At 69.7% G+C, this 13,139-nt stretch carries 9 protein-coding genes; 4 read left to right on the forward strand and 5 right to left on the reverse strand.

Features of this window, described 5'->3' with window-relative positions; genetic code table 11:
- Positions 1–125 precede the first annotated feature (125 nt).
- Complete coding sequence (locus tag NXI30_26015) at positions 126–719, forward strand: TetR/AcrR family transcriptional regulator (GenBank protein ID MCR9097689.1); 594 nt, start codon at positions 126–128, stop codon at positions 717–719.
- Between the two features lie 21 nt (positions 720–740).
- Here the strand turns inward: NXI30_26015 and NXI30_26020 are convergent, their stop codons facing one another.
- Complete coding sequence (locus NXI30_26020; GenBank protein ID MCR9097690.1) at positions 741–3,161, reverse strand: CoA transferase; 2,421 nt, start codon at positions 3,159–3,161, stop codon at positions 741–743.
- Between the two features lie 118 nt (positions 3,162–3,279).
- Entirely contained in the window at positions 3,280–4,158 is an 879-nt protein-coding gene (locus tag NXI30_26025) for a heme o synthase (protein MCR9097691.1), read from the reverse strand.
- Positions 4,159–4,383: 225 nt separating this feature from the next.
- On the opposite strand from NXI30_26025, the gene NXI30_26030 reads away from it, so the two are divergent.
- Positions 4,384–5,133 carry a lysophospholipid acyltransferase family protein gene (locus NXI30_26030; protein ID MCR9097692.1) on the forward strand — a complete coding sequence of 250 codons (750 nt, stop codon included), beginning with the start codon at positions 4,384–4,386 and terminating at the stop codon, positions 5,131–5,133.
- A 499-nt stretch (positions 5,134–5,632) separates the two neighbouring features.
- Here NXI30_26030 and ptsP read toward each other — a convergent pair whose 3' ends face one another.
- Both ptsP and NXI30_26040 read right to left on the reverse strand, forming a co-directional pair.
- Complete coding sequence (gene ptsP / locus NXI30_26035; GenBank protein MCR9097693.1) at positions 5,633–8,008, reverse strand: phosphoenolpyruvate--protein phosphotransferase; 2,376 nt, start codon at positions 8,006–8,008, stop codon at positions 5,633–5,635.
- A 220-nt stretch (positions 8,009–8,228) separates the two neighbouring features.
- On the reverse strand, positions 8,229–8,477 hold the full coding sequence (locus tag NXI30_26040; protein ID MCR9097694.1) for a helix-turn-helix domain-containing protein: 249 nt from the start codon (positions 8,475–8,477) through the stop codon (positions 8,229–8,231).
- 391 nt (positions 8,478–8,868) lie between these two features.
- On the opposite strand from NXI30_26040, the gene NXI30_26045 reads away from it, so the two are divergent.
- Both NXI30_26045 and rfaE2 read left to right on the forward strand, forming a co-directional pair.
- The gene (locus tag NXI30_26045) at positions 8,869–11,628 is read left to right on the forward strand and encodes a hypothetical protein (GenBank protein MCR9097695.1); all 2,760 of its coding nucleotides are present in this window, start codon (positions 8,869–8,871) and stop codon (positions 11,626–11,628) included.
- On the forward strand, positions 11,625–12,134 hold the full coding sequence (gene rfaE2 / locus NXI30_26050) for a D-glycero-beta-D-manno-heptose 1-phosphate adenylyltransferase (protein MCR9097696.1): 510 nt from the start codon (positions 11,625–11,627) through the stop codon (positions 12,132–12,134). Before NXI30_26045 ends, rfaE2 begins: the two co-directional genes overlap by 4 nt.
- Here rfaE2 and NXI30_26055 read toward each other — a convergent pair.
- Positions 12,131–13,135, reverse strand: coding sequence for a 1-acyl-sn-glycerol-3-phosphate acyltransferase (locus NXI30_26055; GenBank protein ID MCR9097697.1), 1,005 nt, complete (start codon positions 13,133–13,135; stop codon positions 12,131–12,133). The genes rfaE2 and NXI30_26055 overlap by 4 nt on opposite strands.
- Between the last annotated feature and the right edge of the window lie 4 nt (positions 13,136–13,139).

Consider the following 13,139-nt stretch of genomic DNA (forward strand, 5'->3'; position numbering starts at 1 on the left):
CCAGGCCCGTTCCGCCGACCTCGCTGTCGGCTTCCGGAGGTCTACCCCGATCGAAATATGATGGCGAACATAAGTCACATCGACGACTCTGAAACGAGTCGAACCACCCCCCACCCGGAGGCCCCATGGGCTACTCGGCCGAACACACCGAACGCACGCGCCGACGGATCGTCGAAGCCGCCGGTCGTCTCTTCCGTCGCCACGGCTTCGCGGGCGCGAAGATCGACGAGATCATGGCCGAAGCGGAGCTGACTCGCGGCGGCTTCTATGCCCACTTCGATTCGAAGTCGGATCTCTTCGCAGCGGTCATGCAGGACGAGCTCGAGTTCACCCGCCAGCTCCGCCTCGCGGTCGAGCGCGATCCCGAAGGCGGCGCGGAAGAAGCGATCGCGTACTACCTCGATCCTGCGAATCGACGCAAGATCGCGCGCGGCTGCACCGTCGTCTCGAATGCCGCCGACCTCGCGCGGGCGAACGCGGCGACGCGCAAACGCTTCGCCCGCTCGTTCGACGACCTGGTCGTCGAGTTCGCAGCGATCGCTCGCGGGCAGTCCGAGGAGGAGCAACGGGCGCGCGGCCTCGCTGCGCTCTCCACCTGCGTGGGTGCCGTCGTGTTGGCCCGCGCGCTGCAGGGCGAAGACCGGATCGAGGAGCTGCTCGAGAGCGCACGAAGCGGCGCGCTCGCCGCCCTCGACGGGCGTGCCTTCGAGGTCGACTGAGCCCTCCCCCTCGACCGGGAGCTAGAGATCGAACGCCGGCCGCGTTCCGATGACCTGCTTCGCCTCGAGCTCCGCGAACTCCTCGTCGGAGATCCCCAGCTCTCCCTGGAGCACGTCCCGGTTGTGCTGACCCAGCGTGGGCGCGGCCCACGCGTAGACGCTCGCGGCCTCGTTCGAGAGCGTGAAGGGCAGACCGGCGTAGAGCATCTCGCCCTTGACCGCGTGGGTGAGCGGATGACGGAAGCCGCGGGCGTCGAGCTGCGGATTCGGCGAGATCATGTACCCGTTCACGAGGGTCGCCGCGGGCACCCCCGCCGCGACCAGCGCTTCGACCACCGCATCACAGTCCTGCTCGGCGAACCAGCCGGCCAGCGCGGACTCGATCGTGTCCTCCGCGGCACGACGCCCCACTTCGCTCGCATAACCCTCGTCCGTCGCCCAGTCCGGCCTGCCGAGTTTCTCGACCAGCGCTCGCCACTGGTCGTCGGTCTCGATCGCCAAGGCGACGTGCTTCTTCTCGAATCGCGTCTCCGTCTCCGACGGTCGCGTCTCGAAGACCGCCTGCGGCGACGCGACGGGACCGCGGTTCTCGCGCCGTTCGAGGAACTCGCCGTACGCCGTCCATTCGATGACCTGCTCGGCGGCCATGTTGAGCGCGGGCTCGACCAGCGGCACTTCGACCACCATCCCCTGCCCGGTCCGCTCGCGCTCCTCGAGACCCATCGCGAGGGCATAGACCGTGTGCATCCCGCCGACCGGGTCGCAGACGCCGCGCGGAATCAGGGGCATGTCTTCGTAGCCCGTGATCCAGGCGAGACCGCTCGCTTGCTCGACGTTCGGGGCGAAGCCGGTCCGGTCCTTCCAGGGCCCGTCGAGTCCCCACGCCGGCATCCGGACCGAGATCAGCCGCGGATTGATCTCGTGGAGCACCTCCCAGGTGAAGCCGAAGTTCTCCATCACCCGCGCCGAGAAGTTCTCGATCACGACGTCCGCATCTTCGAGGAGCCGGCGCAGGATCGCCTTGCCCTCCTCGGCGTCGAGGTTGAGCGTGATGCCCTTCTTGCTGAGATTCGCGCCCTGGAAGATCGGCGCCGTCTCCCAGAGCGCATCCGAGGGAACGGCACCGGCGAAGCGCATGCCGTCGGGGCGCTGGATCGACTCGATCTTGACCACGTCGGCACCGAGCGTCGACAGCAGGCACGTCGCGAAGGGGCCCGCCCAGAAGGCGGTCAGGTCGATCACCCGAAGCCCGTCGAAGGCCGGCTTGACCTTCGATTCGTCGATCGTCGCCTCGGACGTCGCAGGCTCGGGGAGCGCGGCCTCGATCTCGGCGCGATCCGCGCCGAGCGCAGGCGCTTTCCGGAACCCGGGTAGCGACAGACCATGGACCTGGTAGGGCGCGCGCGGCGCCTTGAACCCGTCGGGATGGTCGACGAAGACGCCTCGCTCCTGGAACTGGTCGAACTCGAGCACCGACTTCCCGTCGCCGATCGGCGCGACCGGGATCCGCATCAGCCCGGCGAGCTCGGTGACCTCCGCCATCGTCTGCGTCTTCGTCCAGCCGTGGATCACGTCGAGGATGAAGTCGAGGTGCTCCATCCGCGCCGACCCGTCGTAGAAGCGCTCGTCTTCGCCGACGTCCGGACGGCCCATCAGGGAGCAGAGATCCTTCCACTGCTGTCCGGTATAGGTGCAGAGGCCGATCCAGCCGTCCTTGCACGGCTCGATCGACGGCGTCTCGAGGGCGATCGGAATGGCGAAGCCGGGCACGAACTGCCCGAAGAGATCGTGGTAGGTCGTGAAGCAGAGACAAAGCGCCTCGAGCATCGACACGTCCGCGTGTACCCCGACCCCACTCACCCGCGCCGATCGCCAGGTCGCGAGCGCCGCCACCGCCACCGCCGCACCGGCGGAGTACTCCCCGAGTCGACCGGGCGCGTAGAGCGGACCGCGGTCGGGCAGACCGCGGTAGGCCGTCGACCCGACCTCGGCCTGGAGTGTGAAGTCCGTCGCCGGTCGCTCCGCCCACGGCCCGGTCCGTCCGTACGGCGAGACGGATACCAGGGAGAGCGCGGGATTCCGCGCGCGCAGCGCGGCGAAGTCGATCCCACGCGCCTCGAGCCAGCCGGCCCCACCGCTCTCAACGACGAGGTCCGCGGTCTGTGCGAGACGAAGAAAGGACGCCCGCCCGGTCTCCGTCTCGAGATCCCAATCGACGCTCCGCTTGCCGCCGTTCAGGAACTGGAAGAGCGCGCCGTCCCGGGTCGAGAGGTCCTGCCCGGAGCTGCTGAAGCGGCGCAGCGGGTCCCCCCCCGGTGCCTCGACCTTGATCACCTCGGCGCCGGCATCGACGAGCATCTTCGTCGCGTAGGGTCCAGCGATCTCCGTCGAGAGATCGAGGACGCGCAGGCCGGAAAGGGGATGGGCACTCGCTTCGGTCAAGGTCGACCCCTCCGCCGCAGGGGTGCGGCGAGGGATCGATCCTAACCGAGTGGAGGGGGCGCTCGCCCGTGAGCGAAGCGGCTCCGTGGGGCCGTCCCAGACTCCGGCCGGGCGTCGACTACGCGAAGACGATCAGGTCGACGAGCAGCGCCAGGAAGACCGCGAAGAGGAAGGCGAGCGACACGCGGAACACCCCCTGCGCCGCCTCGTCGGTCCTCTCCTGGAAGAGGCGCACGGACCGGTAGAGGAACCAGACCCCGCTCGCAGCGGCGACCCCGAAATAGATCGGGCCGGCGAGTCCGAGGAAATAGGGGGCAACGGTCACCGGCAGCAGGCCGGCGGTGTACCAGACGACTCGCTTGCGCGTCGCCTCGTCGCCGATCACCTCGGGCGGCATCGGGATCCCCGCGGCCTTGTAGTCGTCCTTCCGGTAGAGCGCGATCGCCCAGACATGGGGCGGCTGCCAGAAGAAGACGATCGCGAAGAGCGTCCAGCCGGCCGGGCCGATCGTCCCGTTGACGGCGGCGTCGGCGATCAGCGGCGCCGCTGCGCCGGCGGCTCCGCCGATCACGGCGTTCCAGATCGAGCGCGGCTTCAGCCAGACCGTGTACACGAAGACGTAGAAGAGGATCGAAGCGACCCCGACGAGCGCGGCGGGCATCCCGCTCACCGCATAGAGCAGAAGCGTCGAGAGCACGCCGAGCCCGAGACCGAAGACGAGCGCAGCGCGGGGGGCGATCAGGCCGGAGGGCAGCGGGCGGGACTTGGTCCGCTCCATCAGGGCGTCCTTGTCGCGCTCGATGTAGGCGTTCAGGGTGTTGGCCGACGCCGCGGCCAGCGCGATGCCCGTCATCACCAGGAACGTGAAGCCCAGGTTCGGCCAGCCACCCGCGGCCATCGGGAGCACGGGGAGCCCCGTGAAGAGCACCATCGGGAGAAGGCGCGGCTTCGTCAGGTCGAGATAGTTGCGGGCAATCGTGAGTGCGGAGTCGCTCATGGATTCCAAGGGTGCGCAGAATCGGGTCGGATCGGGGGGCCAGCGGGCACGAGGTGACATGACCCCGCGCGATCCGGACGGATTCACCCCCTCGGGACCTCGCCAGCGCAGGCCAACGGGTACCACAGGGACCTTCCCGACGCACCGCCACGAGACGCGGCGGCAGGGCGGAAGGTCGCCCGGTCGAGGGCCCGGCTCGCGGGGCTGGCCTAGCCTTCAGGCCCCATGAGCGAAGCGGCCCCGGCGACCGATTCCCGCCCCCCGAAGAGCGGCTCCGAGCAGCCGCCGGATGGGCTCCGCGCCCGCGGTCCCGTCGCGCGGATCGGGCTCTGGCTCTACGGCCTGGCGACGAGCGCACTCCTCCGCGTCCTGGGCGCGACCTGGCGGCTCGAGGTCCACGGCGACGACCCGCGCACGGCGAGCCCCTCGGATCCCCCGCGGCTCGCGGCCCTCTTCCACGAATCGATGCTTCCCTGCGCCTGGCTCTACCGGGACCGACGCTACAGCGTGGCGGTCTCGCGCAGCCGCGACGGCGACCTCATCCGAAGCACGCTCCTGGCCCTCGGCTACGCCGAGCCGGCCCGCGGCTCGAGCTCCCGGGGCGGCTCCGCCGCCCTGCGACAGATGGTGCGGCTGCTCGATGACGGCACGACCGCCGCCGTCCTGGTCGACGGTCCTCGCGGCCCCGCCCGCGTCGCCAAGACCGGCATCATCGCGATCGCGCGCCACGCCCGCGTGCCGATCCAACCCATCGCCTTCTCCGCCCGCCCGGCCCACCGCCTCGCGAGCTGGGACCGGAGCCTCCTCCCCTACCCCTTCGCCCGCGTCGTCGTCTACTACGGCGATCCGATCACGATTCCCGAAGACACGGCCGACGACCGCCACGAACAAGCCCTCGCCCGCCGCCTCGAACAGACCATGACCGACCTCCACCACGCCGCGGACGCGGTCCTGCTCGACCGGTCGCCACGGTGACGCTCGAGCACACCCGTCGTTCGCGGCGCGGTGACGGCCGCAGTGGATGGCTCGCCCCATAGACGAAGCGAAGTCGGATCCCGCGCAACGAGCTGACCATCCGACCCACTGGACACCGCGTCGGCTGGGCTGCGCTTGATTCCACTGCGGCCGCCCCCGAGCCACTCACTCGCGTCGAGGCAGGGCATCCGCCCAGCCCAACCGAGCACGCGCGTATCCCCTGCGAGCAAGCCCCTCCGAGGGAGCGAGGCGGGGTGTCTCGCGGCGAAATAAAGCGCAGGCCCGCACCCCATCCCCGCTAGCGAGCCGTACGACCAGCTCGCTTCACGAGATCGAAGAAGCTTCGGCTACGAAGGCCGAGCCATTCGCCGCGGGGCGCACCGTCTCGCGACCCTGACTGGGCAGTCAACGGCCAACGGATGCGCCCGTCGAAACACCCCAATTCGCCGCGGGGCGCACCGTCTCGCGACCGTGGCACGGCCTTCATCGGCCGACGGGACTACACGGGTGAGAGCGCCGCTTCGAGGAGCTGGTCCAGCCACTCGCCGATGTCCGGGTGCTGGGTCAGGCCGGCCGAGCGGAGTCGCGTCGCCGCGATCGCGTGGACCTCGGCGGCGGTCCTGGCGGCGAGTGCCGCGCGCGCGTCCTCTTCGACGTCGCTCGAGTCGAGGGCGCGGACGATCTCCTTCACGACGGGGATCGACGCCGGCGTCCCGGAGAGCTCGCCGATGCCGAGACCGACCAGGATCGGGACCGAGAGGGGGTTCGTCGCCATCTCGCCGCAGACCGAGACCGGGATGTTGGCGTCACGCCCCGCGCGGACCGACGACTCGATCAGGTGCAGGACCGCCGGGTGGAGCGAGTCGTAGAGATGGGCGACACGCTCGTTGCCGCGGTCGACGGCGAGCGTGTACTGGGTCAGATCGTTGGTCCCGATCGAGAAGAAGTCGCATTCCTCCGCGAGGGTCGCGGCGGTGATCGCCGCCGACGGGACCTCGATCATGATGCCGACCGGGAGATCCGGATCGAAGCGGCTGCCTTCGCGCTCGAGCTCGAGCCGGACTTCGTCGATGACCGCCTTCGCTTCGCGTAGCTCCGACAGGCTGCCGATCATGGGAAGCAGGAGCCGCACGTTGCCCAGGGTGCTGGCGCGCAGGATCGCCCGGAGCTGGGCGTGGAAGTGGTGGCGGTTCTCGAGGGTGAGCCGGATCGAGCGGCAGCCGAGCTGGGGGTTCTCCTCGTCATCGAGTCCGATGTTCGGAATCCCCTTGTCGCCGCCGAGGTCGAGAGTCCGGATCGTGACCGTGCGCGGCTCCATGTGCTCGACGACGCGATGGTAGAGCTGCTCCTGCTCTTCCTCGCTCGGGAAGCCGCGGTGGGCCAGCGCCAGGAGCTCGGTCCGGAAGAGCCCGACGCCCTCGGCGCCGTGCTTGTCGACCAGACGCAGGTCCGCGAGCAGCCCGGCGTTCGCCGACAACTTCACCCGGCGGCCGTCGAGGGTCTCCGCCGGGCGTTCGCGCATGGCGTCGAGGTGCTCGACCGCGACCTCGAAGTTGTGCTGCGCCTGTTCGAACTCGCCGATCAGCGCCTCGTCCGGCGAGAGGTAGAGCGTGCCGGTCGCGCCATCGACGATCGCCGTCTCGCCCTCGCGCACTTCCCGGAGCAGGCCGGACGCGCCGGTCACGGTCGGGATCTCGAGGGTCCGCGCGAAGATCACGCCGTGGCTCGTCCGGCCACCGTGCTCCGCCACGATCGCGGCGACCTTGTCCATCTCGAGCTGCGCGAAGATCGCAGGCAGGAGCTGGTCGACCACCACGACCGATCCGCGTTTCATCGGCTCGAGCTTGTCGCGCAGACCGAGGAGGCGCTCCATCACGCGGTTGCCGACGTCGGCGATATCGGTGCCGCGCTCTCGAAAGTACGGGTCCTCGATCCGTTCGAAGGTCTGGCGGTAGGTCTCGAGGACCTGGGCCAGCGCCGTGCGCGCGCTGCCGGTCGCGTCGATCGCCTTGGCGACGTTCGTCACGAAGCCCTTGTCCTCGAGGATCTGGATCTGCGTGTGGAAGACCGCGGCGAACTCGGGACCGAAGCGATCCTGCACGACGTCGCGCATGTCCTCGATCTCGCGGAGGGCGACGTCGATCGCGCGCTTGAAGCGATCGTGCTCCTCCTGCGTGTGGCTCGAAGGCTGATAGTCGAGGTGGGTCAGCTCGACGTCGCGGTCCATCTGGAAGATCGGGCCGATCGCGACGCCCCGCGCGGTCGCGAGCCCGCGGATCATCACGTTCTTCTCGGCGCGCGGCCCGCGCAGCCCCGCCTCGCGACGGCGCGCGCGGATCCGGTCGGAGGCGACGATCTTCTCGACCACGGTGCCGCGCTGATCAGCGGGGGAGGACATCAGCGCGAGGAGCTGCGCGTTGATCACGACCGGCGCCAGGAGCGAGGCGCAGGTCTGGAGCAGCTCGATGTCGGGCTCGTCGAAGCGGCGGGGCTCGACGGTCTGGATCACGATCACGCCGATCACGACGTCCTGCACGATCAAGGGCGCCGCGAGCAACGAGGCGAATCGCTCCTCGCCGGTCTCGGGGAAATAGCGGTAGTTCGGGTGGGACTTGGCGTCCTCGATCGCGATCGGCTCGCCGCGCTCGGCCGCCATCCCGACCAGCCCCTCGCCGACGGGCAGCTCGACCCGGCCGACCGCCTCCGCTTCGAGCCCCATGGTCGAGGCGAGCGAGAGGCTGTTCAGCTCCGGATCGACCGTGTAGATCGAACAGACGTCCGCATCGAGCCGCTTCGACACGAGATCCGTCACGTTCGCGAGGGTCTCCTCGAGATCGTGGGAGCGCGTGACGACCTCGGCGACGTCCGCGAGGATGGAAACTCGATCGGCGATGACGGACTCCGGGGGGCCTCGCGGGGACCGCGGCGGCGGGAAGAACGCGAAGGGTAGCAGCAGCGCGGGCCCGCGACGCGGCCAGCGGGGCGCAGGACGCGCGGAAGTCCCCGCCCCGAAACGCGAAAGCGCCCGAGGCGGCTGCCTCGGGCGCTCTCGAAGGTGCGGTGGAGCCGGCTGGGCTCCCCTCCCCGTCCATCGCTCAGTGCGAGGTCGGGAACCCCATGGGTCGCGCGACCGGCGGGAAGACCTGGTCCTTGTCCTCGAAGGAGAGGCCGAGCGCCAGGAGGATCTTCCGCTTGGTGTCCATGCGGCAGTTCATCCCCTTCTCGACGCTATGAATCGTTCGCAGGGCGACCTTGGCCTTCCGAGCCAGCTGCGCCTGCGTCATGAGCTTGTTCTCACGAAGCTCTCGAACACGGTTCGGTACGCGCTCTTCCTGAGCGTTCATCGAATCCATCACAATCACACCCCCGTTTTCCGATGCTCCAGGAGTTGCTCCCGGAGTACGTCACTTGAATCATTCGGCGATTCGTCGGTCCCGGGGCCTTTCTTGAGCAATTTCACCCCGTTGGAGCGTTTTTCGGCCGCTTCCCCGCGCGCCGCGTGCCGATGCAGAGGACTCGCGCGGAACCGGCGACATGGAGGCACTCGTCGCCGGTCCGTGACCCCTCATTGAGTGAAATGAGGGTTCGTGCACGCGCAACTGTGCGGCGGCGACCGGAAGGACCCGGCGGGCAGACGCCATCACGTAGGGGCTTCGACTCAGGATGAATCCCGAGGAGACAGGACCGCAGCAGCCCTTTGCTAGGTTCGTCCGCCTGTTCAGGGGGGTTCCGCCGGTGCGGCGCAGCTGGATGCGCCTGTTCTGGATGGCCGTGGTCCTGGTCGGCATCGTCGCCGGCTACCTCGTGTCCTCCGGCGTGGGCACGCGTCTTCTACACACCGAGATCGAGACGCAGCTCAGCCGCCTGCTCCAGGGCCCGGTCGGGATCGGCGCGGTCGGCCTGAGCTGGGAGGAGGGCCTGCGCGTCGAGGCGCGGGATCTCACCGCCTACCCGAGCCCCATCGAAGACACACCGCACGGGCTACGCGCGCGGCGCGTCGTCGCCTGGGTCGACCTCCTTGCCCTGATGGTCGGGCGACTCGAGCTCTCGACGCTCGTCCTCGAGGGCCCCCACGTCCGACTCGTCCAGGACGTCGACGGGGGCTGGGTCGGGCTGCCGCTGCCGGCGCCCTCGTCCTATCCCGACGAGGGCCTCGACGACCGGGAGCCCGCGGAGCGGGTCTTCGCGCGACTCGCCGAGCTCGACGGCGCCGCCTCACGCGTCGCCGACGAGTTCAGCGCCGCGGATCGCATCGTCGTCGTCGACGGAACCCTCGAGTGGATCGGCCCGCCGACCGCCGAGGGCACGCCCGCACGCCTGCGCGTCGAGCTCCTGAACGGAACCGCCGAGCGCCACTGGCTCTCCGGCGACATCGCGATCGACTGGCGCGGCGTGTTTCTCGACGGCGTCCACTCGCCCTTCCCCTTCACCCTCGGCGTGCACCGACCCGAGGGCCGCCACTTCGTCTGGAGTCTCGGCGTCGAGGACATTCCGCTCGCCGCCGCCGAAGCGCCGATCGGCGACCTCTCGGGCATCGCCGACATCGAGGGCACCCTCGATACCCGCTTCCGGCTCTTCACCGACACCGGCGGGCTGCACCGTCTCGCGGTCGAAGGCGCGATCGAGGATGCGACGATCGGACTGAAGCGCTCCGGCCTCCTCCTCGAACGGGAGCGCGTCGAGATCGAGGCCGAATTCGAGGTGGACCCGGTCGAGATCCGGCTCGTCCAGTCGCGACTCCAGGGCCCACAGCTCGCCATCGAGTTCCAGGGTTCGGTCCGTCGACCGATCCGCGAGCTGGCCCCCGCACGAATCGAGGCGCGGACCCGAAGCATCGACCTCGATGCGCTGCGTCGCTACGCCGAATCCCTCGCCGACGAGTCTCCCGAGGCCCTCACGATCGCCCGGCTGACCGAGCGCGTCGTCGCCGGCCGCGTGAAATCGATCGAGGTCGCGGGGACGGCGTCCCTCGGCGATTGGCAGGCCCTCGCCAGCGGCGAGGCGACCGACCTGCCGATCGGCTTCGTCCTCGGCGGATCCTTCGACCAGGTCGTCGTGAAGAGCGGGCCGCAGGACGCGCTCGAGAACCTCGAGGGCGAGGTCGAGTGGGTCGGTGACCAGATCCTCTTCAAGAACGGGCGCGGCACCTACCGCGGAACGAAGCTGCCCGAGATGAACGCCGTCATCAACGGCATGTCGAATCTCGCCCGCACCCGCCCGGAGGAGCGCGAGATCCTCCGCAGCCCCCCACCGCTCCCGGGACTCGGCCCGCTCTCGGGAATCCTCCGCCCGCGGAACCCGGACGCGCTGCCTCCGATCAAGGTCATCGCCCTCGCCCTCGATCGCCTCGAGCACCCGCTCTTCCGCTGGCCGATGGAAGACCTCGAGGTCCTGGTCGAGCCCCTCCGTCGCGGCATGGAGGTGACCGTCCGCAAGGGTCGGTGGGGCGGTGCGCGCGTGAAGGGCGAGGTCGTCTGGTTCAACGATCCCGAAGCCCCGTCCGTCTCTGCCACGCTCACCCTCTCTCCGCCGGATCCGCCGGATCCGCCGGCGACGCCCGCCGGCGACGGAACGGACACGCCTGCCGAAGTCGAGGCCCCGGCCGTGACGGAAGCGCCCGCCGATGGCCTCCTCGCCGACGGCCTGCCGGCCGCGCGATGGGCACAGGGGCGCTTCGAGATGGAGTTCCGCCCGCGGCGTTGGCTCCCCTTCCAGCGGGCGACCGGTCACGTCCGTCTCGAAGAGACCCGCATCCATCTCGACGATCTCGACATCGAGGTCGAAGAACAGGGCGCCCTCGCCGCGCGAATGGCACTCGACCTCGATCGCGACGACACCGTCGGCTTCGACACGAGCTTCGCGCTGACCGGCGCGCGCCTCGACGAGATCGGGCCCTTCGTCGCTCTGCCCGAAGGCCTCGCCATGGGACAGATCGAAGCGACGGGCTCCCTCGCGGGCCGCGTCCGCCCGAAGACCAACTTCATCGCCGAGCTCGAAGGTCGCGTCCGCGCGGACGCACGGGACGGCACGGTCCAGACGAGCCTGCCCCTGCTCTTCCGCCTCGCGAAGGCGACGGAGGGCTACAACCCCTTCGCGAACGAGGACCGCCTCGCCTACGAGACGATGGACGGGACCTTCGCGATCGATCGCGGCGTGATCTCGGTCGAGGACTTCGAGATCGAGGGCCCGCTCCGGGTCTTCGCCCGCGCCGACATCGACACGAACCCGAAGCCCGCCACGATCCGCAGCGTGGTCGGCATCTTCCTCTTCCGGAAGCCGTCGGCGCTCCTGGACAATCTGCCCCTCGTCCGCAGCTTCCTGCCCGGCTCCGAGCGCGGCCTCTTCGGCACCTACTTCGAGGTCGAGGGCGCGCTCGACGATCCGGACGTCGATGCGCTGCCGGTGCAGACGCTCATGTCGGGCGTGCCCGACGTGATCAAGGCGCCCTTCAAGGCCCTGAGGTACCTCTTCGACGGCGGAGGCGAGGACTCGTGAAGGCGCCGCCCGCCGAGCGAGCGCGCGACAAGGTATTGAGCCTCGAGGCCGCGAAGCACGCCGTGACCCGGGCCCGGCGTCGCGGAGACACGATCGTCTTCACGAACGGCTGCTTCGACCTTCTCCACCCGGGTCACGTGCGGAGCCTCGAGGCCGCACGCGCCCTCGGCGACCGTCTCGTCGTCGCCGTCAATCACGACGCGAGCGTGCGACGCCTGAAGGGACCCGATCGACCGGTCCAACCCGCGCGCGTGCGCAAGGAGATCGTCGCCGCCCTCACCGCCGTCGACTGGGTCGTGGGGTTCGACGGCGACACGCCGATCCGCGCGATCCGCGCCCTGCGGCCGGACGTCCTCGCGAAGGGCGGCGACTGGGCACTCGACGAGATCGTCGGACGCGAGGACGTCGAGGGCTGGGGCGGTCGCGTCGCCCGCCTTCCCCTGCTCGCGGGCCACTCGACCACGGCCACCGTCGCCGCCCTGCGAGACCGCAAGCGGCGGCGCTAGACGAAGCGGTTCGAGCTGCGCGCGGGGTCGTCGTCGGCGGGCTCCTCGGGCGCGCGCCGATACGGCTCGTCCAGGAGCGCCTCGATCCGTTCCGTGACCAGATCCGCGACGCCCCGGAACGCGAGCGCGTGGTCCCGCTCGGCGACGCCGGAGAAGGGCGCGTACGCCTCCTTCACGTGGAAGGCCGCGAGGTCTTCGTACCGGATCGGCGCGCCGATCCGGTAGGTCACGCGTCCCTTCCTGGCGAAGGGAGAGCCACCGGGATAGAGCGTGTCCGAGCCGTTGCAGCCGACGGGGACGATCGGGATCTGCAGGTGGAGCGCGATCTGTGCGATCCCGATGTGGCTGTCGAGGAGGCGGATCGAGCGCGTGCCCTGCGGAAAGATGAGCAGGTCGATCCCGAGATCCCGCGCCTCTTCGTTCAGCTCGACGAAGCGCGCCATCATCGCCAGGAAGAGCTCGCAGATGTAGTCGGCGTAGTCCCGATCCGCCGGCTCGAAGGGGAAGCCGAGCGGACTTCGCGGTTTGCGCAGCAGGAGCTCCGGGACGTCCGGCGGCTCCGGAAGCGGCGCCGCCTCGCCGGCGGCGCGTCGATCGACGACGTCCCGCAGGAGCGCGTACTCCTGATCGGTCGGCGTTCGCTGCAGGACCGACTGGAAATCCTTGGTGATCAGGTAGCCGCGCGAGACCGTCGGCAGCTGGAGCATGCTCTCCATGAACAGCGCGAGCAGTCGGTTCTCGTAGTACTTGCCCTTGACCCAGGCCGCCGTGAAGCGGCCCCATCGCTTCCAGATCGCGTACTGCCAGGGCCAGTAGTTGTATCGGTCCGTGTGGTTCATCGCGAAGATGACCGGGGCCTCGGGCAGGTTCTCCTCCCCTTCGATCTCGAGCTCCACGCCGGGCAGGTACACGTAGTTCGCGTGGAGCAGACGCCCGAGGATTCGTTGGGACAGGGGCCGCTGGGTCAGCCCCAGTCGCTTCAGGCGCGGCAGATCGAGCATCGGC

It is taken from the genome of bacterium, from assembly GCA_024742285.1.
Taxonomy (GTDB): domain Bacteria; phylum Myxococcota_A; class UBA9160; order UBA9160; family UBA4427; genus UBA4427.